The sequence below is a fragment of the Staphylococcus sp. 8AQ genome (assembly GCF_902506595.1).
GTDB lineage: Bacteria > Bacillota > Bacilli > Staphylococcales > Staphylococcaceae > Staphylococcus > Staphylococcus pasteuri.
On sequence record NZ_LR733871.1, the window covers coordinates 397,686 to 420,655 of the forward strand.

The 22,970-nt window shown below is 31.0% G+C and carries 27 protein-coding genes and 1 riboswitch; of the genes, 22 read left to right on the plus strand and 5 right to left on the minus strand.

Annotated features, from left to right (window positions below; translation table 11 throughout):
- Nucleotides 1–139: 139 nt before the first annotated feature.
- Together GVY01_RS02110 and GVY01_RS02115 are read right to left on the minus strand one after the other, a co-directional pair.
- The gene (locus tag GVY01_RS02110) at nt 140–631 is read right to left on the minus strand and encodes a GNAT family N-acetyltransferase (protein ID WP_017637485.1); all 492 of its coding nucleotides are present in this window, start codon (nt 629–631) and stop codon (nt 140–142) included.
- Between the two features lie 283 nt (nt 632–914).
- Nucleotides 915–1,337, minus strand: coding sequence for an organic hydroperoxide resistance protein (locus GVY01_RS02115; protein WP_017637484.1), 423 nt, complete (start codon nt 1,335–1,337; stop codon nt 915–917).
- Nucleotides 1,338–1,520: 183 nt separating this feature from the next.
- On the opposite strand from GVY01_RS02115, the gene aroD reads away from it, so the two are divergent.
- Both aroD and GVY01_RS02125 read left to right on the plus strand, forming a co-directional pair.
- Entirely contained in the window at nt 1,521–2,237 is a 717-nt protein-coding gene (aroD, locus tag GVY01_RS02120) for a type I 3-dehydroquinate dehydratase (RefSeq protein ID WP_017637483.1), read from the plus strand.
- Nucleotides 2,238–2,316: 79 nt separating this feature from the next.
- Nucleotides 2,317–2,856, plus strand: coding sequence for a nitroreductase family protein (locus GVY01_RS02125; protein ID WP_017637482.1), 540 nt, complete (start codon nt 2,317–2,319; stop codon nt 2,854–2,856).
- 108 nt (nt 2,857–2,964) lie between these two features.
- Here GVY01_RS02125 and GVY01_RS02130 read toward each other — a convergent pair whose 3' ends face one another.
- On the minus strand, nt 2,965–3,288 hold the full coding sequence (locus tag GVY01_RS02130; RefSeq protein WP_017637481.1) for a thioredoxin family protein: 324 nt from the start codon (nt 3,286–3,288) through the stop codon (nt 2,965–2,967).
- Nucleotides 3,289–3,429: 141 nt separating this feature from the next.
- On the opposite strand from GVY01_RS02130, the gene GVY01_RS02135 reads away from it, so the two are divergent.
- The 7 genes from GVY01_RS02135 (at nt 3,430) to GVY01_RS02165 (ending at nt 8,319) form a co-directional block, all read left to right on the plus strand.
- Nucleotides 3,430–3,783, plus strand: a complete 354-nt coding sequence (locus tag GVY01_RS02135) for an arsenate reductase family protein (protein ID WP_017637480.1) — start codon at nt 3,430–3,432, stop codon at nt 3,781–3,783.
- Nucleotides 3,784–3,957: 174 nt separating this feature from the next.
- Nucleotides 3,958–4,338: a glycine cleavage system protein GcvH gene (gene gcvH / locus GVY01_RS02140; protein WP_017637479.1), complete on the plus strand. Its 381-nt coding sequence runs from the start codon at nt 3,958–3,960 to the stop codon at nt 4,336–4,338.
- Between the two features lie 515 nt (nt 4,339–4,853).
- Nucleotides 4,854–5,240, plus strand: coding sequence for a toprim domain-containing protein (locus tag GVY01_RS02145; protein WP_017637478.1), 387 nt, complete (start codon nt 4,854–4,856; stop codon nt 5,238–5,240).
- On the plus strand, nt 5,233–5,529 hold the full coding sequence (locus tag GVY01_RS02150) for a thioredoxin family protein (RefSeq protein WP_017637477.1): 297 nt from the start codon (nt 5,233–5,235) through the stop codon (nt 5,527–5,529). The genes GVY01_RS02145 and GVY01_RS02150 overlap by 8 nt, the downstream gene beginning before the upstream one ends.
- 57 nt (nt 5,530–5,586) lie before the next feature.
- Nucleotides 5,587–5,689, plus strand: a riboswitch (SAM riboswitch).
- A gap of 88 nt (nt 5,690–5,777) precedes the next feature.
- Nucleotides 5,778–6,803, plus strand: a complete 1,026-nt coding sequence (locus tag GVY01_RS02155) for a methionine ABC transporter ATP-binding protein (protein ID WP_017637476.1) — start codon at nt 5,778–5,780, stop codon at nt 6,801–6,803.
- Nucleotides 6,796–7,491, plus strand: coding sequence for a methionine ABC transporter permease (locus GVY01_RS02160; RefSeq protein WP_017637475.1), 696 nt, complete (start codon nt 6,796–6,798; stop codon nt 7,489–7,491). The genes GVY01_RS02155 and GVY01_RS02160 overlap by 8 nt, the downstream gene beginning before the upstream one ends.
- 18 nt (nt 7,492–7,509) lie before the next feature.
- Nucleotides 7,510–8,319, plus strand: coding sequence for a MetQ/NlpA family ABC transporter substrate-binding protein (locus GVY01_RS02165; protein ID WP_017637474.1), 810 nt, complete (start codon nt 7,510–7,512; stop codon nt 8,317–8,319).
- 87 nt (nt 8,320–8,406) lie between these two features.
- Here the strand turns inward: GVY01_RS02165 and GVY01_RS02170 are convergent, their stop codons facing one another.
- A complete protein-coding gene (locus GVY01_RS02170) occupies nt 8,407–8,580 on the minus strand; it encodes a hypothetical protein (protein WP_017637473.1) in 174 nt (57 codons plus the stop codon).
- 152 nt (nt 8,581–8,732) lie between these two features.
- Between GVY01_RS02170 and GVY01_RS02175 the strand changes: the two genes are divergently transcribed.
- Entirely contained in the window at nt 8,733–8,906 is a 174-nt protein-coding gene (locus GVY01_RS02175; protein ID WP_017637472.1) for a CsbD family protein, read from the plus strand.
- A 65-nt stretch (nt 8,907–8,971) separates the two neighbouring features.
- Here GVY01_RS02175 and GVY01_RS02180 read toward each other — a convergent pair whose 3' ends face one another.
- On the minus strand, nt 8,972–9,832 hold the full coding sequence (locus tag GVY01_RS02180) for a DUF368 domain-containing protein (RefSeq protein ID WP_017637471.1): 861 nt from the start codon (nt 9,830–9,832) through the stop codon (nt 8,972–8,974).
- A gap of 320 nt (nt 9,833–10,152) precedes the next feature.
- Between GVY01_RS02180 and sufC the strand changes: the two genes are divergently transcribed.
- The 12 genes from sufC (at nt 10,153) to GVY01_RS02240 (ending at nt 22,881) form a co-directional block, all read left to right on the plus strand.
- Nucleotides 10,153–10,914, plus strand: coding sequence for a Fe-S cluster assembly ATPase SufC (gene sufC / locus GVY01_RS02185; RefSeq protein WP_017637470.1), 762 nt, complete (start codon nt 10,153–10,155; stop codon nt 10,912–10,914).
- Between the two features lie 105 nt (nt 10,915–11,019).
- Nucleotides 11,020–12,327 carry a Fe-S cluster assembly protein SufD gene (gene sufD, locus GVY01_RS02190; RefSeq protein ID WP_017637469.1) on the plus strand — a complete coding sequence of 436 codons (1,308 nt, stop codon included), beginning with the start codon at nt 11,020–11,022 and terminating at the stop codon, nt 12,325–12,327.
- Between the two features lie 35 nt (nt 12,328–12,362).
- Complete coding sequence (locus tag GVY01_RS02195) at nt 12,363–13,613, plus strand: cysteine desulfurase (protein ID WP_176745282.1); 1,251 nt, start codon at nt 12,363–12,365, stop codon at nt 13,611–13,613.
- Nucleotides 13,603–14,064 (plus strand): Fe-S cluster assembly sulfur transfer protein SufU, encoded by a 462-nt coding sequence (gene sufU / locus GVY01_RS02200; protein ID WP_017637467.1) that lies wholly within the window; start codon nt 13,603–13,605, stop codon nt 14,062–14,064. Before GVY01_RS02195 ends, sufU begins: the two co-directional genes overlap by 11 nt.
- 160 nt (nt 14,065–14,224) lie before the next feature.
- Entirely contained in the window at nt 14,225–15,622 is a 1,398-nt protein-coding gene (gene sufB / locus GVY01_RS02205) for a Fe-S cluster assembly protein SufB (protein WP_017637466.1), read from the plus strand.
- A gap of 294 nt (nt 15,623–15,916) precedes the next feature.
- On the plus strand, nt 15,917–16,939 hold the full coding sequence (locus GVY01_RS02210; protein ID WP_017637465.1) for a hemolysin family protein: 1,023 nt from the start codon (nt 15,917–15,919) through the stop codon (nt 16,937–16,939).
- Between the two features lie 22 nt (nt 16,940–16,961).
- Nucleotides 16,962–18,038 (plus strand): NAD(P)H-dependent flavin oxidoreductase, encoded by a 1,077-nt coding sequence (locus GVY01_RS02215; RefSeq protein WP_017637464.1) that lies wholly within the window; start codon nt 16,962–16,964, stop codon nt 18,036–18,038.
- Nucleotides 18,039–18,256: 218 nt separating this feature from the next.
- Nucleotides 18,257–19,105 carry a DUF72 domain-containing protein gene (locus GVY01_RS02220; RefSeq protein ID WP_017637463.1) on the plus strand — a complete coding sequence of 283 codons (849 nt, stop codon included), beginning with the start codon at nt 18,257–18,259 and terminating at the stop codon, nt 19,103–19,105.
- A gap of 14 nt (nt 19,106–19,119) precedes the next feature.
- Complete coding sequence (locus GVY01_RS02225) at nt 19,120–19,947, plus strand: sulfite exporter TauE/SafE family protein (protein WP_017637462.1); 828 nt, start codon at nt 19,120–19,122, stop codon at nt 19,945–19,947.
- A gap of 92 nt (nt 19,948–20,039) precedes the next feature.
- Nucleotides 20,040–21,359 (plus strand): bifunctional metallophosphatase/5'-nucleotidase, encoded by a 1,320-nt coding sequence (locus tag GVY01_RS02230; RefSeq protein ID WP_108016877.1) that lies wholly within the window; start codon nt 20,040–20,042, stop codon nt 21,357–21,359.
- Between the two features lie 84 nt (nt 21,360–21,443).
- Nucleotides 21,444–22,361, plus strand: a complete 918-nt coding sequence (gene lipA, locus GVY01_RS02235) for a lipoyl synthase (protein WP_017637461.1) — start codon at nt 21,444–21,446, stop codon at nt 22,359–22,361.
- Between the two features lie 145 nt (nt 22,362–22,506).
- Entirely contained in the window at nt 22,507–22,881 is a 375-nt protein-coding gene (locus tag GVY01_RS02240) for a YutD family protein (RefSeq protein ID WP_017637460.1), read from the plus strand.
- The last annotated feature ends 89 nt before the right edge of the window (nt 22,882–22,970 follow it).

Below are 22,970 nucleotides of genomic sequence, written 5' to 3' on the forward strand. Positions count from 1 at the left end.
ATAAATACAAGGTTGAGCTTTTATCATTATATTAGCTTTATCGTTAAATTGAATTAGAGGTCAGATGTTAATGAAATATATAAAATTACTTTGGATGTAATCTTAATCCATTTTTTTCTAACTTAAATATGATAATAACTTAATTTTTTAAATTATAAGTTAACCAATGTTCATCAAAATAATCTTCACCGATTTTAGTAGCATTTTTCTCGAAACCTAGATTTTCAAAACCTAGAGAAGTGAAGAATACTTTTGCACTAATATTATTTGAAGTGACAGAAGTGAGAATGGTTTCTAAATCTTTCTGGCTAGCAATTTCAATAATATAATTGATTAATTCACGATTTATTACTTCATCATTATCTTTAACAAAGTTATTGTTGATGACAGCTTTATGTTGTTTACCTACTTGTCTCATTTGACTTAAGGTTGCAGTAGCTACTAGAACGTCATTTTCAAAGGCACCATATACATTGATGAAAGGGAATTCGGAAGATAAAAGTTTTGTCAAAATGTCATCAGAAACGTGGTCTAAATAATAACGATCCCACGAATAAGTATGATGTTCCCCTGATAATAGTGATTTGTAAATTTCTAAATCATCTAGAGTTAATAAACGGATGTTGTTCATAGTGACCTCCTAATTCAAATCATTAATTGTGTGTCGTTGCTGGGTAAATACATATTAAAATATTTAATAAAAATAATCAATGATTATTTAATAATAAGCAAAAACGTTTTTGAAAAAATAGTTAAAATATATATTTAATTGTATGTATATAATAACTCTTCATATACATTATAACAGAAACTCGATTTTAAAGGTCGGAAATATGAGGTAATTATGTGAACAAAAAAAGAGACCCATTCAATAGAGAATGGGTCATATAAATATATAATATTGTATTTATAACTTAGTCAACAACTTCAACATTTAATTTAACATCTATGTTTCCTCTAGTTGCTTTAGAGTATGGACAGAAGTCATGTGCATCTTGTAAATATTTTTCAGCGTCTTCTTGAGATAATACATTTTTCACTTTAGCATCGATATCTACGCTTAATTTTGGACTTTCAGCGTCTGGATCATCTTCAAGACGTACTGTTAAAGTTACTTCTGGTTCAGCATCTCTAACTTTGTTTTGTTTTAAAATTAAATCAAATGCACCATTAAAACATGAAGCATATCCTGCTGCGAATAATTGTTCAGGATTAGTAGCATTTCCGTCCGCTTGTTGTGGTGGTAATACATCTACATTGATTGCTTTATCGTCAGTTTGAACGTGTCCTTTACGTCCACCTACGTTTGTCGCTTTAGTTTCATATTGAACTGCCATAATTATTACCTCCTAATTAATCATATATATAAAGTGTACCCGTAAATTTTTAGTTCAATCATTCATAATAATTTTTTGGCTATTGATTCAATAAAGGCGATTGGTAGTAATGTATATTTTAGTTTAAAATAAAAGAAAATATACACGTATATAGTTTAAATAGAGACAGGAAAGAGGGATAGTATGTCAAATGTAAATATAGCTGTTACGATTGCACCTGAAAACACGATAGCAGATGATTTATTTAAAGACATAGAGTTCTATCAAGATAGTATTGATATTATAGAGCTTAGAGTAGATCAGTGGGATAAATTAGATAGACTCAATCAAGTCATTGAAGAATTAAATCAGTTAACGTTTGATTTTAAAATTTTAATTACATTTCGATCTGCTTCTCAAGGTGGTAAACGTAATGTGAATGAATCCGAATATCTGAATGTGATAGAACATCTAATTAATACAGACGGATATAATATGTTAGATATTGAATGGGATGAGCAAAAGAATAAAGATGATTATTTAAATTTAATCAATTTAGCTCAACAAAAAGGATTAGAAGTAGTATTATCACATCACAATTTTGATGAAACACCTACGTTTGAAGAAATGAAATTCACTTATTATAAAATGAGTCAATTTAACTCGAATTATATAAAGCTAGCAGTTATGCCCCATGATATAAAAGATGTATTGCATTTATTAGAAGCAATGAATGAATCAGCTAATACATTAAATCAAAAAGTGATTGGAATTTCGATGTCTAAAATAGGGGTCATTAGTCGCACGGCACAAGGTGTTTTTGGTGGTGTAGTATCTTATGGATGTTTAGGTGAACCCCAAGCACCTGGTCAAATTCATGTCGAAGAATTAAAAAAGCAAATTGACTTTTATGAGAAATGATTAGAAGGTTTGAACAATAGTAGATTGTGTCTTATAATTGATAAAGATTATCAACGAAATAATAAAGGGAGCGATAGGATTGGAACTACAAGAAGCAATCTCGAATAGAAGAAGTGTTAAAAAGTTTAAGCACGATATGACAATTGATGATAAAGCTTTATATGAAGCTATTGAAAAAGCTACAGATGCTCCTAACCATGGCATGAGAGAACCATGGAGAGTTGTCCATGTTGCTAAAGATAGATTAGGAAATATGAGCGAAGATATTACACGATTTGCTTTTCCAGATAGTCCTGAAAAGCGAGCAGATCATTATGATAAAGTTACTAAACTAGGTGGCATGTTAGTATTAGTTTTAAAAGCTGATCCAAGACAACGTCAAAATAGAGAAAATTACTTTGCATTTGGAGCATTCGCGCAAAATTTAATGTTGTTATTATATGAAGCAGGTATAGGTTCATGTTGGAAATCTCCAGCATATATTTTTGAACCTAAAATACGAAAAGCTTTAAACATTGAAGATGATGAAATTTTAGCAGGTTTCTTATATTTAACTGATTTAGAAGAGCCAATGACAAAAGCCAAACGTAAGAATAGACATCTTATCTCAGAATACTAAATAATTAATCACAAAATGATAGATATTAAATAAGGTCGAGGTAACAAATAAGAAATAAGCCATTGAATGGTACTCAAATTTCTTTACTTGTATCTCGACCTTTTAATATTATTTGCTAAATGTTTCGTCTAAAAATGATTCAACTTGTTCTGGTGATTTAGCATTAGCTGAATGTAAATGTGCTAATTTATCACCATTTTTAAATACTAAAATACTTGGAATTCCCATTACGTCATTTTCAGCAGTAACGTCTTCTAATTCATCACGGTTAACTGTATACCAATCATAATCTTTATATTTTTCGACGATTGGGTCAATCCACATATCCATAGCTTTACAATCTGGACACCAACCAGCTTCGAATTTAACGATGACAGGTTTGTCATTTTGAACTGTGTTATTAAATTGTTCTGTAGTATTAATACTTTCCATTACAAAAGCCCCTTTTCATTTAATTAGTAAATTTATTATAACGAATGAAATTTCTTAAATAAAAAAATAAGCTTAAAAAGTAGAGCGTTTTATAAAATAACATGATATATTTGTGATAAGAGACAAAGGAGGCAAAACTCTATGATTAAATTTTATCAATATGCAAATTGTACTACTTGTAAAAAAGCAGCAAAATTTTTAGATGAGTATGGTGTTAGTTATGAACCAATCGATATCGTTCAACATACACCTACAAAAAACGAGTTTAAAGAAATTGTTGAAAAAACAGGTGTTGATACTAAAAAATTATTTAATACACATGGTGCTAAATACCGTGAATTAGATTTAAAAAATAAATTAGACGACCTAACAGATGATGAACGTTTTGAATTACTTTCATCAGACGGTATGTTAGTTAAACGTCCATTAGCTATATCTGGAAATAAAATCACATTAGGTTTTAAAGAAGAAGAATATAAAAACACTTGGTTGTAACACTTTTTTGAAGTTTATAGAAAGTGAACATTCATAATTATCAAAGACTAAAAAATATTAATTACATATTTAAAGCCGAATTTTAAAAGGTTTAAAATTTTTATATAATAGTTGATTGATAATAGTGGGTATGGCATCATTAAAATGTACTTAAAAATTAGGAGGGGATTTATCGTGGCAGTACCAAACGAATTTAAATACTCTAAAGAACATGAATGGGTTAAAGTTGAAGGAAACGTTGCAACAATCGGTATTACTGAATATGCACAAAACGAATTAGGCGATATCGTATTCGTTGAATTACCTGAAACTGATGATGAATTAAATGAAGGCGACACTTTCGGTAGTGTTGAATCTGTAAAAACTGTATCTGAATTATACGCTCCAATTAATGGTAAAGTATTAGAAGTAAATGAAGAATTAGAAGACAGTCCTGAATTTGTAAATGAATCACCATACGAAAAAGCATGGATGGTTAAAGTTGAAATCAGCGACGAAAGTCAACTTGATGAATTATTATCAGCAGACCAATACTCAGAAATGATTGGTGAATAATAACAATGAACTCCTCGATCTCGTATCAAGGAGTTTTTTTAGTTCCACTTCTAATTTTCAATTAGATTAGTGGAACTTATGCACTAGCAAAAGCTAGTGCGAACCGAAAAAAGAAAAATCTTTAGATTTTAGAAGCACTTATGCACTAGTGAAAGCTAGGGCGATCCGCAATCCACTTCTAATTTTCAATTAGATTAGTGGAACTTATGCACTAGCAAAAGCTAGTGCGAACCGAAAAAAGAAAAATCTTTAGATTTTAGAAGCACTTATGCACTAGAGAAAACTAGTGCTACCCAATAATGATTGGTATCTATGCCTATAAATTAAAACTTGAAATAAAGTAAAAGTGTTACTTAATTAAAAACTAATAACACAGTAATACATAAAGTTAGTTTTAATTATGTAAGGAAAATATTAAGAGAAATTAAAGTTTAATGATATATGTTTGATAAATAACACTACAGTGGAAATATATAGTGATAGCTAATTATTGATTTTTCAAAGGGTGAATCATTATGACTATTGTGAATAAGGTAATTATTGTTGAAGGTAAATCAGATAAGAAAAGATTACAACAAGTCATTGCAGAACCAGTTAACATTATTTGTACGCATGGTACTATGAGTATTGATAAAATTGATGATATGATAGAGTCACTTTATGGCAAGCAAGTTTTCGTTTTAGCCGATTCCGATGATGAAGGTGATCGTATTAGAAAATGGTTTAAGCGATACTTGAGTGAGTGTGAACATATATTTGTAGATAAAACCTATTGTGAAGTAGCTAATTGTCCTAAAAATTATTTAGCAAATGTACTTACTAAACATGGTTTTAACTGTAAAAAAGAAAAGCCCCTCATGTCTAATTTAAAAACTGAAAGGTTAGTTTTAGTAAATGAATAAAGCAATAGAAGTAGATGATGTAACTGAAAATTTTGGTGAGGAAAAACATTTGATATTTGGATATACCCCAACTTGTGGGACTTGTAAAGTATCAGAAAGAATGCTGGATATCGCTAATGAAATATTAAATCTTCCAGTTAAAAAAATCGATTTGAATTTTCATCCGAAATTTAGTGAAGACCACCAAATTATGTCAGTACCAGTATTAATGTTAATGAATAAGGATAAAGAATCGAAAAGAATATATGCTTTTAGATCAGTTCCTTATTTGTTAGAAAATTTAAAATAATGATTGACGAATTTCTACCTGGATGGTAGGATTAAATCAAATTAAATAATGCTTACACTCTTATCGAGAGAGGTGGAGGGATGTGCCCTACGAAGCCCGGCAACCGTCTAATATAGAAATGGTGCCAATTCACATAAAGTCAAACTTTAGAAGATGAGAGAAAGATATTTTCCAATGCTTTCTCTAACACCTTAAAGTTTAGAGAAAGCATTTTTTAATTGGTAGAAGTTAAACAAGGAGGCATTAACGTGATTGAGTTAAAACAATTAGTTAAACAATATCATACGAAAAACAAAGACGTACTTGCTGTAGATCACGTTGATTTAAATATTGAATCTGGTTCGATATTTGGCGTTGTCGGTTTTTCTGGAGCAGGAAAAAGTACATTGATTAGAATGTTTAATAATTTAGAAACTCCAACCTCAGGTGATGTTATTATCGATGGCGACAGTATTAGTAATTTAACTAAATCAGATTTACGTAAAAAGCGTCAAAAAGTGAGCATGATTTTCCAACACTTTAATTTATTATGGTCAAGAACCGTACTAAAAAATATCACATTTCCTTTAGAAATTGCTGGCGTTTCAAAAGGCGAAGCAAAAAGGAAGGCTAACGAACTTATTGAACTTGTAGGTTTAAAAGGCCGAGAAAATGCATATCCTTCTGAATTATCTGGAGGTCAAAAGCAAAGAGTAGGTATCGCTAGAGCATTAGCAAACGATCCAACTGTTTTACTTTGTGATGAGGCTACAAGTGCATTGGACCCTCAAACAACAGATGAGATACTTGATTTATTATTAAAAATACGAGAACGACAAAATTTAACTATCGTCTTAATCACACATGAAATGCATGTAATACGACGTATTTGTGATGAAGTTGCAGTAATGGAAAACGGACGTGTTATCGAGCAAGGCCAAGTAAGTCAAGTGTTTGAAAACCCACAACATGAAGTTACTAAACGTTTTGTTAAAGATGATTTAAACGATGATTTTGAAGAATCATTGGATGATTTAGAACCACTTAGTGAAGATTCTTACATAGTTAGATTAAACTTCAATGGCGAGAATACAACACAACCGATTGTTTCATATATTACTAAAAAACATAATGTTGATTTGAATATTTTAGAAGCTGATATCAAAAACACAAGAAATGGTACTTTAGGTTTCTTAGTCGTCCACATACCGCATATAAGTTCTGAAAATTTCGAAGATTTTAAATCTAATCTTGGTGAACAACATGTAAATGTGGAGGTGTTAAGACATGGATAATTCATTTAGTGATATTTTAAAAGAAATGGTCACAATGCCTAATGTGCAATGGCCAGATGTTTGGCAAGCCATAGTTGAAACACTTTATATGACTGTAGTATCAACTATTTTCGCATTTATTTTTGGATTAATTTTAGGTGTATTACTATTTTTATCAGCTAAGAGCGAATCTAAAACAGCAAGAGTCTTTTATTCAATTGTTTCATTCATAGTGAACTTATTTAGAGCAATTCCATTTATCATCTTAATCTTGTTATTAATACCATTTACAAGTGTAGTACTAGGAACTATTAGTGGACCAACGGGTGCATTACCTGCATTAATAATTGGTTCAGCACCATTCTATGCAAGATTAGTAGAAATAGCTTTTAAAGAAATAGACAAAGGGGTTATTGAAGCGGCTTGGTCAATGGGGGCAAATACTTGGACTGTAGTTAGAAAGGTATTACTTCCAGAAGCGATGCCAGCATTAGTATCTGGAATTACAGTAACAGCGATTGCTTTAGTAGGATCTACTGCAATTGCAGGTGTTATTGGAGCCGGTGGTTTAGGTAACTTAGCTTATTTAACTGGTTTTACTCGAAATCAAAATGATGTCATTTTAGTTTCAACAGTATTTATTTTAATTATTGTATTCATCATCCAATTTATTGGTGATTGGGTTACAAATAAAATTGATAAACGCTAAAGAAAAGGGGCAAATTCAATGAAGAAAATTTTAGGGATTTTATTATTATTATCATTAACAGTTGCACTTGCAGCATGTGGAGGAAAAGATGATGATAAAACAATTAGAGTCGGTGCATCTCCAGCACCTCATTCAGAAATTCTAGAAAAAGCTAAACCATTATTAGAGAAAAAAGGTTATAAATTAGATATCAAAACAATTAATGATTATACAACACCAAACAAATTATTAGATAAAGGTGAATTGGATGCCAACTTCTTCCAACACACACCTTACCTTAAAACTGAAAGTAAAGAAAAAGGCTATAAAATTGAATCAGCAGGTAACGTTGAGTTAGAACCAATGGCTGTTTATTCTAAAAAATATAAAAGCTTAAAAGATTTACCAAAAGGGGCAACAGTTTACGTTTCTAACAACCCAGCAGAACAAGGACGTTTCTTAAAATTCTTCGTAGATGAAGGTTTAATTAAAATTAAAAAAGGCGTTAAAATTGAAGATGCTAAATTTAGTGACATAACTGAAAATAAAAAAGATATTAAATTTAACAACAAACAATCAGCAGAATTTTTACCTAAAATTTATCAAAAACAAGATGCTGACGCTGTTATCATCAATTCAAACTATGCACTTGATCAAAAATTAAATCCTAAAAAGGATTCAATCGCATATGAAAAAGCAAAAGACAATCCATATGCTAACTTAATTGCAGTTAAAGATGGACATAAAGACGATAAGAAAATCAAAGCTTTAATGGAAGTATTACAATCTAAAGAAATTAGAGATTACATTAATAAAGAGTACGATGGTGCGGTTGTACCAGCAAAATAATTAGCATAATAATAAATCCTCAAGTCACTTTGACTTGAGGATTTTTGTGTGAATAAGAATTTAAAGATAGACCTAAACTCTTATTTACTATAAACGCATTAAGCCATTGATAAGCAGAATTAATGAAGCAATTAATAATAAAATAGAAGGTACGAATGTACTTTTGTTTTTGGAGTGGCGAGATAGTTGGGCTCTAATAATTAAAATAATAGCGATCAAAATTAAAATAACACTAATACCATAAATGAAAATAGAAAACACTACAGATACCTCCTCGCCAATAGCGTAACATAACTATATATTTAATATACTCATATAATAAGTTGATAAAAAATAAAAGTATGTTTAATTTTTATAGGTCGTGGTATTTAATAATCATAACAATTGATAAATATTTCAAGGAGGAATTCAAAATGGCTGAAGATAAATTCGAACAAGCAAAAGGTAATGTAAAAGAAACTGTAGGTAACGTTACTGACAATGAAAACCTTGAAAAAGAAGGTAAAGAAGATAAAGCTTCTGGTAAAGTGAAAGAAACAGTTAACAACGTTATTGATAAAGTTAAAGGTAATAAAGAAGATAAATAGATAATATTAAGGCTCTCTTACACATGATGTGTTTGAGAGCCTTTTTTGTTTTAATACTTTTTTGCCTATATACTTTCTTCGTTTTTAGCAGTTATCTGACCAAGAATGTAACTAACGATAAAACCTATAATTAACGTTAGTATAGAGATTATCCATGTTACCAATGATGTTGGTATTCCAGGAAATACAGCATAAATTGATCCGATAACAAATCCAATTATTAATGCGAATGTTACGGTTGTATGATGATGTAATAAATACTGGATGAGTTTACTAGAAATTAAAAATCCAGACAATATACCTAAACCTACTATTAAAAGTATTGGTAAAGCATCGAAATTAAATTTTACTAGTTCTGATATAGCAAACATAACCGTCCCGTATGCTCCGAAAATAAGTAACATAAATGACCCTGATATACCTGGAAGAAGCATTGCACTAGAAGCACATATACCTGCAATATAATATTTAATAATAAGACTAGTATTTAAAGATAATGTCTCTCCTGCGTGTTTGTCTCCACTATTTAATAAGGTCATGATGACTAGTAATGCGATGCCTATTAAAACGACAATATAATGTTTCGTTTTAAAAGTTGTTTTGAAATGTGACACTTTAAGAAGGTAGGGAATGATGCCAATAATTAAACCAGTAAAAAAGAACATAGTAGGAACTTCGTGCGCACTTAAAAGGTAGTTGAATAAATTACTTAAAATACCTATAGCTAATAGCATACCAATTACAATAGGTAATAAAAATTTAAAGCTAGGCCAAAATCTTTTCGAAAATAAACCACTTATTGAACTGATAAAGCCATCATAAATACCTAGCAAAAGTGCAATCGTTCCACCACTGACTCCTGGCACTAAATCACTTGTACCCATGCCAAATCCTTTAATCAAATTTATCCATTTGAAGTTTTTCATTAATGACTCCTTTCTTAACCTGTAAGGTTAAAGTGAATCATATCATAATTATTGATTTAAAGTTAAATAAATATACTATTTGTCTAAAAAATGGCTATTGAGAAATTAACGGTTTTCGTTATCATTTGAAATAACATTAAACTATAGATAAAAATAATTTTTTTAAAAGAATTACTCTAATTTATCGGTTTAAAAAGTTTATATTAACCTGTAAGTACGTTATAATATAGTAGATTGAAAATTCCAAAGGCTTTTTGACTATAGATTAAAATTATTATAAACTAGTTAAGAAAACTTTATATTTTATGGAGGGAATATAAATGTCATCAACATTAGAAATTAAAGACCTACACGTGTCTATTGAAGATAAAGAAATTTTAAAAGGCGTTAATTTAACAATTAATACTGGGGAAATTCATGCCATTATGGGACCAAATGGTACAGGTAAATCAACATTATCATCTGCAATTATGGGTCATCCAAGCTATGAAGTAACAAAAGGTGAAGTGTTACTTGATGGTGTTAATATTTTAGAACTTGAAGTTGATGAAAGAGCAAAAGCTGGATTATTCCTAGCAATGCAATATCCTTCAGAAATCACTGGTGTAACAAACGCCGATTTCATGCGTTCAGCAATTAATGCAAAACGTGAAGAAGGTCAAGAAATTAACTTAATGCAATTCATCAAAAAATTAGATAAAGAAATGGATTTCTTAGACATTGATCAAGACATGGCTCAACGTTACTTAAATGAAGGTTTCTCAGGCGGAGAGAAAAAACGTAATGAAATCTTACAATTAATGATGTTAGAACCTAAATTTGCTATTTTAGATGAAATTGACTCAGGTTTAGATATTGACGCTTTAAAAGTAGTGTCTAAAGGTATCAATCAAATGCGCGGAGAAGACTTCGGTGCATTAATGATTACGCACTATCAACGTTTATTAAACTACATCACACCTGACAAAGTACATGTTATGTATGGTGGTAAAGTTGTTAAATCTGGTGGACCAGAATTAGCAAAACGCCTTGAAGAAGAAGGTTATGAATGGGTTAAAGAAGAATTTGGTGCTACTGAATAGTCGAGATTAATCTATCGATTTAAAGCTCGTTGAGATGTTCGTATAAATGATGAAACTGAACATTGAATTATTAATACTATTTCATCAAGTGGGAGGATAAGAGTTATGACAACTGAAACTTTGAACATTTCTGAAGAACAACTTGTTGATTATTCAAAAGCGCACAATGAACCTTCTTGGATGACTGAACTACGTAAAGAAGCGTTGAAATTAACAGAAACTTTAGAAATGCCAAAACCTGACAAAACTAAATTAAGAAAATGGGACTTTGATACGTTTAAACAACATCACACAGAAGGTAATGTTTATCAAAGTTTATCAGAATTACCAGAATCAGTTAAAAAAATTATCGATGTTGAAAACACTGAGAATTTAATTATTCAACATAATAATGATTTAGCATACACACAAGTTTCTGAACAAGCCAAAAATGATGGTGTCATCATTGAAGGTTTATCAGAAGCACTTGTTAATCATAGTGAATTAGTACAAAAATATTATATGAAAGATGCTGTAAATGTAGATGAACATCGTATTACAGCATTACACACTGCATTAATGAATGGTGGCGTATTTGTATACGTTCCTAAAAATGTCGTAGTTGAACATCCAGTTCAATATGTTGTTTTACATGACGATGAAAATGCAAGTTTTTATAATCATGTTATTATTGCCACTGAACAAAGTGCTGAAGTAACTTATGTAGAAAACTATTTATCTAATGCAAGTGGTGAAGGAAATCAAATTAATATTGTTTCAGAAGTAATTGCTGGGGCAAATTCTAATATCACATATGGTTCTGTAGATTATTTAGATAAAGGTTTCACTGGACATATCATTAGAAGAGGTACTACTGAAGCAGACGCTGCCATCAATTGGGCATTAGGTTTAATGAACGAAGGTAGCCAAATTATTGATAATACAACTAACTTAATAGGTGATCGTTCTACAAGTGAATTAAAATCAGTTGTAGTCGGTACAGGTGATCAAAAAATCAACTTAACTTCTAAAATTGTTCAATATGGTAAAGAAACAGATGGTTATATTTTAAAACATGGTGTAATGAAAGAAAATGCATCATCAGTATTTAATGGTATCGGTCATATCAAACATGGTGGTACTAAATCAATTGCTAACCAAGAGTCTCGTGTATTAATGTTATCAGAAAATGCTCGTGGAGATGCGAACCCTATTTTACTAATCGATGAAGACGACGTAGAAGCAGGTCACGCAGCATCTGTTGGACGTGTTGATCCAGAACAACTTTACTATTTAATGAGCCGTGGTATTTCTAGAAGAGAAGCTGAACGTTTAGTTATACATGGTTTCTTAGATCCAGTAGTAAGAGAATTACCAATTGAAGACGTAAAACGTCAATTAAGAGAAGTTATCGAACTTAAAGTTTCTAAATAGATTTAAAGTAAGAGATTTTTAATTAAAGAAGGGTCGTGAATAAAGTGGCCGAACATTCATTTGACGTTAATGAAATAATCAAAGATTTTCCGATTTTAGAACAACAAGTTAATGGCAAACGTTTAGCATATCTTGATTCAACAGCGACAAGCCAAACACCAGTACAAGTTTTAAATGTGTTAGATGATTACTATAAACGCTATAACTCTAACGTTCATAGAGGTGTTCATACGTTGGGTTCATTAGCAACTGACGGATATGAAAGTGCACGTGAAACAGTTAGACGTTTTATTAATGCTAAATATTTTGAGGAAATCATTTTTACAAGAGGAACTACGGCTTCTATTAATATTGTTGCACATAGTTATGGTGATGCTAATGTCGATGAAGGCGATGAAATTGTTGTTACTGAGATGGAACATCACGCTAATATTGTTCCATGGCAACAGTTAGCTAAACGTAAAAACGCATCATTAAAATTCATCCCTATGACAGAACAAGGTGAATTAAATATCGAGGACATTAAAGCCACAATTAACGACAAAACTAAAATTGTAGCTATTGCCCATGTATCTAACGTTCTAGGTACAATCAATGATGTAAAAACCATAGCCGAAATTGCTCACCAACATGGTGCGGTAATTAGTGTAGATGGTGCTCAAGCAGCTCCTCACATGGCTCTAGATATGCAAGATATTGACGCTGACTTTTATAGCTTTAGTGGGCATAAAATGTTAGGGCCTACAGGTATCGGTGTTTTATATGGCAAACGTGATTTATTAAAAGATATGGAACCCGTCGAGTTTGGTGGAGATATGATTGATTTTGTAAGTAAATATGATGCTACTTGGGCTGATTTACCAACAAAATTTGAAGCTGGTACACCATTAATTGCACAAGCAATTGGTTTAGCTGAAGCAATTCGTTATATTCAACAATTAGGATTCGAAGCAATTCATCAACATGAAAAAGAATTAACAGAATACGCCTACGAACAAATGTCTAATATTGAAGGCTTAGATATTTATGGGCCACCTAAAGATCGACGTGCAGGTGTCATTACGTTTAATCTAACAGACATTCACCCACACGATGTAGCAACAGCAGTTGATACTGAAGGTGTAGCAGTGAGAGCTGGACATCATTGTGCACAACCATTAATGAAATGGTTAGGCGTTTCTTCTACAGCTAGAGCAAGTTTTTATATTTATAATAATAAGCAAGACATCGACCAATTAGTATATGCATTGAAACAAACGAAGGAGTTTTTCTCATATGAATTTTAATAATTTAGATCAACTTTATCGATCTGTAATTATGGATCATTATAAAAATCCTAGAAACAAAGGCGTATTAGATAATGGCTCGATGACTGTTGATATGAATAACCCTACTTGTGGTGATCGTATTCGACTTACATTTGATATAGAAGATGGCGTTATAAATGATGCTAAATTTGAAGGCGAAGGTTGTTCAATTTCTATGTCTAGTGCTTCTATGATGACTGAAGCAGTAAAAGGTCATACGTTAGCTGAAGCTATGCAAATGAGTCAAGAATTTACTAAGATGATGCTAGGTGAAGATTACGAAATTACTGAAGAAATGGGAGACATTGAAGCATTACAAGGTGTTTCTCAATTCCCTGCAAGAATAAAATGTGCCACTTTAGCTTGGAAAGCACTCGAAAAAGGAACAGTCGAAAAAGAAGGTAAGACAGAAGGGACAACAGAAGATTAATAGTTATGTTTCTTAATGACATAACGGGTAAACAATAACTAGATATCAATGATGTTGGCTTTTTACTTTCGATAATCATTGTTATAATATGATGACAATTTTATACTTGTAATTAAAAATCTCGCGCATGACGTTTAAATATATATAAGGAGTGATTGAAATGGCTAAAAAAGCACCTGATGTTGGGGATTATAAATATGGTTTCCACGACGAAGATGTTTCCATTTTCAGATCAGAACGAGGTCTAACTGAAAATATAGTTAGAGAAATTTCTAAAATGAAAGATGAACCAGAATGGATGTTAGATTTCCGTCTGAAAGCTTTAAAATTATTCTATAAAATGCCAATGCCTCAATGGGGTGGTGACTTATCAGAATTAAACTTTGATGATATTACTTATTATGTAAAACCATCAGAACACACTGAGCGTTCATGGGATGAAGTACCTGAAGAAATCAAACGTACATTTGATAAATTAGGTATTCCTGAAGCTGAGCAAAAATATTTAGCAGGTGTTTCTGCACAATATGAATCAGAAGTTGTTTACCATAATATGGAAAAAGAATTAGAAGAAAAAGGAATTATCTTCAAAGATACTGACAGTGCATTACGTGAAAACGAAGACTTATTCCGTGAATACTTTGCTTCTGTTATTCCAGCTGCAGATAATAAATTTGCGGCGTTAAACTCAGCTGTATGGTCAGGTGGATCATTCATTTACGTTCCTAAAAACGTTAAATTAGATACACCATTACAAGCATACTTCCGTATTAACTCTGAAAATATGGGTCAATTCGAACGTACTTTAATCATTGCTGATGAAGGTGCTTCAGTAAACTACGTTGAAGGTTGTACTGCACCAGTTTATACAACAAGTTCATTACACTCAGCTGTAGTTGAAATTATTGTCCATAAAGATGCACACGTCCGTTATACTACAATTCAAAACTGGGCAAACAATGTTTATAACTTAGTTACTAAACGTACATTTGTTCATGAGAATGGTAATATGGAATGGGTTGATGGTAACTTAGGTTCTAAATTAACTATGAAATACCCTAACTGTGTATTATTAGGTGAAGGTGCAAAAGGTAGTACATTATCTATCGCATTTGCTGGTAAAGGACAAGTACAAGACGCTGGAGCTAAAATGATTCATAAAGCACCAAATACGTCTTCAACAATTGTTTCTAAATCTATTTCTAAAAACGGTGGTAAAGTAATCTATCGTGGTATTGTTCATTTTGGACGTAAAGCTAAAGGTGCACGTTCAAACATTGAATGTGACACATTAATTTTAGATAATGAATCAACTTCAGATACAATCCCTTATAATGAAGTATTTAACGACAATATTTCATTAGAGCACGAAGCTAAAGTATCTAAAGTTTCAGAAGAACAATTATTCTACTTAATGAGTCGTGGTATCTCAGAAGAAGAAGCGACTGAAATGATTGTTATGGGATTCATTGAACCATTCACTAAAGAACTACCAATGGAATATGCGGTAGAAATGAATAGATTAATTAAATTCGAAATGGAAGGCAGTATCGGCTAACTTCCTCTACTAACATCAAGCTATTTTACGTATAGGTATAATAGCTTGGTGTTTTTTTAGTTACTAATTTATGATTTGTTTAAATTTAGTATGAAATTAAATAGCAAATAGAAGTGGATAATAAATTGACTAAACTCTATTTATTGTCCACTTTTTATGATTCATGGTTACTCACAGAAGTTGAATATTATATTAATTAAAGCAGCATATTGTAATAGTTTACAAAAGTTTGTTCAGGGGAATAAATTTATAATTCAATATTTATATAACTATTATGAACGGGGAGCATGCTTCATGATTATAGCTATCATATTTTTAATTTTATTATCATTTTTCTTTTCAGGAAGTGAAACTGCATTAACTGCAGCAAATAGAACAAAATTTCAAGCTGAAGCCAAAAATGGAGATAAAAAATCACAGGGATTATCCCGACTATTAGATAAACCAACTGAATTTATTACTACTATATTGATAGGTAATAATGTTGCAAATATCATTTTACCTACATTAGTAACGATTTTAGCAATTAACATTGGCGTCAATGTGGGTATAGCATCTGCTGTAATTACTGTTGTCATTATTTTGGTATCTGAAGTTATTCCTAAATCAATCGCAGCAACATTTCCAGATAAAATATCAAGATTGGTTTATCCAGTTATTAATATTTTAGTTATTATACTTAAACCAATAACTAAAATATTAAATGCTATTACAGATAGTATTAATAAATTATTGTCAAAAGGACAAAAGGAACAAAGTAAGTATTCTAAAGAAGAAATAAGAACAATGTTAATGATTGCAGGACGTGAGGGTGCATTCAATGAAACAGAACAAAATCGACTCAAAGGTGTACTAGATTTTGAAAACTTAAAGGTCAAAGATGTTGATACGACACCTAGAGTGAATGTCGTTGCATTTCCCAAAACTACGTCATTTGATGAGGCATATGAAACGGTAATGAATGAACCATATACAAGGTATCCAATATATGATGAAGATATAGATGATATTGTAGGCGTATTCCATTCTAAGTACTTATTAGCATGGAGTAAGAAAAAATATGAATCAATCACAAAATTTTCATCAAAACCATTATTCGTGAATGAACATAATAAAGCTGAATGGGTACTTAGAAAAATGACAGTATCAAGAAAGCATTTAGCTATAGTATTAGATGAATTTGGTGGTACTGATGGCATAGTATCTCATGAAGATTTAATAGAGACATTGCTAGGTATGGAAATAGAAGATGAGTTAGATAAAGAGGAAGAAGAAAAGTTAAAGAAACAAACATTTCCAAATAGAAATAGAAAATAATTAGTAAGAGTTGGTGAATCAAATGTGGAATAATAATCAATTAACGAGAACATTACAGGTTCAATATCCTATTATTCAAGCTGGTATGGCAGGTAGTACGACCCCATCTTTAGTAGCAACTGTTAGTGAAAAAGGTGGATTAGGAACGATTGGTGCGGGTTATTTTAGTATTGAAAAGTTAGAAAGTGAAATTCAAACAGTTAAATCATTAACAAAACAACCATTTGGTGTGAATCTATTTGTACCTAAAGAAAACACAGGTGTCAACCCAGACCAAATTGAACATATGAATGCATGGTTGAAACCATATAGAAGAGCGTTTCATTTAGAAGAACCTGTGGTTAATATTGAGGAAAGCCAAAAATTTAAAGATGCTGTAAATAAAGTTATTGAATATAAAGTTCCAGTATGTAGCTTTACCTTTGGAATTCCTGATCATCAAATTATCGAGAAACTAAAAGAAAATAATGTAATATTAATTGGTACAGCTACAACAGTAGAAGAAGCTATAGAAAATGAAAAAGCTGGTATGGATATTGTTATAGCCCAAGGTAGTGAAGCGGGAGGACATCGAGGATCATTTTTACGTTTAGGGGATAGTGAAGAGCCAATGATTGGAACGATGTCATTGGTACCTCAAGTTGTTGATCACGTGTCGATACCTGTAGTTGCTGCAGGAGGTATAATGGATGAAAGAGGTCTATTAGCAAGTATTATGTTAGGTGCTCAAGGTGCACAAATGGGTACGGCCTTCTTAACTTCTAATGAAAGCGGAGCTAATGATTTACTAAAAGAAGCCATATTAAATAGTAAAGAAACAGATACCATCGTAACCAATGTGTTTAGCGGTAAAAATGCACGTGGTATTAATAATCAATTCGTTAAAGAAATGAGTCAATATCAAGGTGAAATTCCTGAATATCCAATACAAAATCAACTGACAAATCAAATTCGTAAAACTGCAGTACAGCAAGGCGAAAGTGAATTAACTCATATATGGAGTGGACAATCACCACGTCTAGCTAAAAAACAAAAAGCAGAAGAATTAATGGATCGTATAATTAATCAAATAAACCTAATAGCAAAGAACTTAAAATAAAATATCACTACGATTTTATAAGTCTAGTGACATATACACGTTAAGTTAAGCTAGGTTGTTCTACCGATTATAGCCTGAGACATACATCATTGTCGCAGGCTATTTAATTTTCGATTGTAATTTTATTATGGTACACCAATTAATAAGAATCTGTAAATTTCGTATTGATAAAGTGAATTGCGAATTTATTCTGTGGTATCATAAGTTTGGTGATATAAATGATAAATATAGGTCTAACTGGTTGGGGAGATCATGATACGTTATACGAAGATTTAGAGAGAAAAACCGATAAACTTAAAACATATGCAAGTCACTTTCCAATAGTTGAACTAGATGCATCTTATTATGCAATTCAACCAGAAAGAAATATTCAAAAATGGATAAATGAAACACCAAAACGATTTCAATTTGTAGTTAAAATTCATCAAGCATTAACATTGCATGCAGATTTTAGAGATTTTGCAGAAACACGTCAAGAATTGTTTGATAAGTTTAAAGAAATGTTAAAGCCGTTGCAAGAAAATGACAAATTAGCTATGGTATTGGTGCAATTTCCACCTTGGTTCGATTGTTCAAGTCAAAACATTAAATATATTTTATATGTGAAACAACAATTAAAAGATTTTCCTATATGTGTTGAATTTAGACATCAATCTTGGTTTAATGAAAGATTTAAAGAAGAGACATTAACATTTTTGACTGAACATCAAATTATTCATGCTGTTGTTGATGAACCACAAGTCAAAGATGGAAGTATCCCATTAGTAAATAGAATAACTAGCGATATTGCTTTTGTAAGATATCATGGTAGGAACGTACATGGTTGGACTAAAAAAGATATGACAGATCAAGAATGGCGAGATGTAAGATACTTATATAATTATAATGACCAAGAATTATATGACTTAGCACAAAAGGTTAAAATTTTAGAACAAAAAGCTAAAAAGGTTTATGTTGTTTTTAATAACAATTCAGGTGGTCATGCCGCACAAAATGCAAAAACATATCAAGATATGCTTGGCATTGACTATGAAGGTTTAGCACCACAACAATTAAAACTATTTTAAGAGGCGAAACAAGTATGTTATTGACAATTATTTTATTAATTATTATTGGTGGTCTATCTGCTATTATTGGTTCAATTGTAGGTATTGGTGGCGGAATCATTATTGTTCCTACACTTGTCTATTTAGGAGTAGATCATAATATTTTACACGGTATTACTACTCAAATAGCAATAGGTACTTCTTCGGTTATACTTATTGTTACAGGTTTATCATCTTCTTTAGGCTATTTAAAAACTAAACAAGTAGATATTAAAAATGGCTCTATTTTTTTATTTGGTTTATTACCAGGTTCATTATTAGGTTCTTTTTTGAGTCAGTTTTTAACATTAAAATCATTTAACCTTTATTTTGGGATATTTATGATTTTGGTTGCTATTTTATTAATAGTAAGAAACAAAATTAAACCTTTTAAAGTTTTTAATAAGCCACAATATGAAAAGACCTATATTGATGCAGAAGGTAAAACCTATCATTATAGTGTTCCACCTTTAATAGCATTTGTCGCAACTTTATTCATAGGTATCCTTACTGGACTATTTGGTATTGGTGGTGGTGCATTAATGACTCCGTTAATGTTAATTGTTTTTAGATTTCCACCACATGTTGCTGTTGGTACAAGTATGATGATGATATTTTTCTCAAGTGTCATGAGTTCAATCGGACATATTATACAAGGACATGTTGCTTGGGATTATTCAATAGTATTAATTATTTCAAGTTATATAGGTGCTAAAATAGGTGTTAAGGTAAATCATTCAATCAAGTCTGATACAGTGGTAACATTATTACGTACAGTGATGTTATTAATAGGTGCTTACTTAATCATCAAATCAATTATTTAAATTAATTGTTAATAGCATAATCTACTATAAAAGTTATTACTCGATAGATTACGTATAGACTTATCAAAACAAATAGAAAAGGGGGAAGTACTGTGAAGTTAACTATTTATCATACAAATGATATTCATAGTCATCTTAATGAATATGCACGTATCCAATCTTATATTGCAGAACATCGTTCCCAACTTCAACATCCCTCACTATATTTAGATATAGGTGATCATGTTGATTTATCAGCACCGATTACCCAAGCTACATTAGGTAAAAAGAATATAGAACTTCTTAATGAGGCGCAATGTGATATTGCGACAATTGGAAACAACGAAGGCATGACCATTTCGCATGAAGCCTTACAAAATTTATATACCGATGCTCAATTTAAAGTAATTTGTGCAAATTTATTTGATGAAGAAGGACATTTACCTAACCACATGTCTTCATCTTATATAAAGGAAATCAACGGAGTACGAATTTTATTTGTTGCTGCTACAGCTCCATTTACGCCGTTTTATAGAGCATTAGATTGGGTAGTAACTGATCCATTAGAAGCTATTAAAGATGAAATTAATGATCATAAAGATCAATATGATATTTTGATAGTGATGAGCCACGTTGGTGTGTTCTTTGATGAAAAATTATGTCAGGAAATACCTGAAATAGATTTAATACTTGGAAGTCACACGCATCACTATTTTGAACATGGAGAAATGAATAATGGAGTATTAATGGCTGCAGCAGGTAAATATGGACATTTTTTAGGTGAAGTAAATTTAGATATTGAAGATAAAAAGGTAACTAGTAAGACGGCTTGTTTGCATCCATTAGAACAATTGCCTCAAGTTGAAACAGATTTTGATAGTGAAGGCAAAGCATTAATGAGTAAACCAGTAGTCAACCATCCTATCAAATTAGAAAATAAAACAGATGTTATCACAAAAACGTCTTATTTATTAGCTGAAAGTGTCTATGAATTTACGAATGCAGATTGTACAATTATAAATGCTGGTTTAATAGTTAAAGGACTAGATTCTGATGAAATTACCGAATTTGATATTCATCAAATGTTACCTCATCCTATTAATGTGGTTAGAGTTAAATTAACAGGTGAAGAATTAAAAAAAGTAATTATTAAAAGTCAGAAACAAGAATACATGCATGAACATGCACAGGGACTTGGATTCCGAGGGGATATCTTTGGAGGATATGTATTATATAATATAGGTTTTATTGAATCAGAAGATCGCTACTTTATAAATGGAAAAGAAATTCAAGATAATCAATCATACGTATTAGGTACAGTTGATATGTACACGTTTGGTAGATATTTTCCAATGTTAAAAGGGCTTCCAACAGAATATATAATGCCAGAATTTTTAAGAGATATATTCGAACAAAAGTTACTACAATTTTAAAATAACTGTAGATTAGATTTTAATTTATGATTAATTTCGTTATAATAACATAAAGAGAGATTAAACAGGAGGGTATGCGTTGTTATGGCTACTAAAAATGAGGAAATACTACGAAAACCGGATTGGTTGAAAATTAAGCTGAACACGAACGAGAATTATACTGGCCTTAAGAAAATGATGCGTGAAAAGAATTTACACACTGTTTGCGAAGAAGCAAAGTGTCCAAATATACATGAGTGTTGGGGAGAAAGACGTACAGCTACATTTATGATTTTAGGTGCTGTATGTACACGTGCATGTCGTTTCTGTGCAGTTAAAACTGGTTTACCTAATGAATTAGATTTAAATGAACCAGAACGTGTAGCAGAATCAGTTGAATTAATGAATTTAAAACACGTTGTTATTACAGCAGTTGCACGTGATGATTTACGTGATGCAGGTTCAAACGTTTATGCTGAAACAGTTAGAAAAGTTAGAGCAAGAAACCCATTCACTACAATTGAAATTTTACCTTCAGACATGGGTGGGGATTATGAAGCATTAGAAACATTAATGGCTTCTAAACCTGATATCTTAAATCATAATATTGAAACAGTTCGTCGTTTGACACCAAGAGTTCGTGCTCGTGCAACTTATGATAGAACATTAGAATTCTTACGTCGTTCTAAAGAATTACAGCCAGATATTCCTACAAAATCAAGTTTAATGGTTGGCTTAGGGGAAACAATGGAAGAAATTTATGAAACAATGGATGATTTACGTGCCAATGATGTAGATATTTTAACAATTGGTCAATATTTACAACCATCTCGTAAACATTTAAAAGTTGAAAAATACTACACACCATTAGAATTCGGTAAAATGAGAAAAGTAGCTATGGATAAAGGCTTCAAACATTGTCAAGCTGGACCGTTAGTACGTAGTTCTTACCATGCAGATGAACAAGTTAACGAAGCTGCCAAAGAAAGACAACGTCAAGGTGAAGAGCAATTAAATAGTTAATAATATACAATCTGTAGAGCCACTTTTTTATGAAAATAAATAAAGTGGTTCTTATTTTTACTAAATAGTTTAAAGATTTGAATGAAAATATATAGTGTTGTTAAAATAGCGATATAATATATCGTGAAATAGATTAGGTGAAATTATGATAAAAGTAGAGCAACAGTATTTTGAATTAATAGAAGATTATAGAGATTGTTTTGATGAAGAAATATTCGCAAATAGATACTCTGATATTTTAGATAAATATGACTATGTAGTAGGAGATTTTGGTTATGACCAATTAAGATTAAAAGGTTTCTTTAAGGATACTAATAAAAAAGCAGAAATTAGTAAAAGATTCTCTAGTATACAAGATTATTTATTAGAATATTGTAATTTTGGATGTCCTTATTTTGTAGTTAAACATTTATCAGAAAATGAAGTGAAACAACAAGCAGAAGACTTAACCGTTATTGATCAAGATGATAAATTACATGATGTCAAAATACAACCAACTATCCAAGATACTGAAAAGTGATTTATCAATTTTAATTTATAATAATAAATATAAAAAATCTCCCTTCAAATACATTAACGTACATGGAGGGAGATTTACTTTTTATTTAT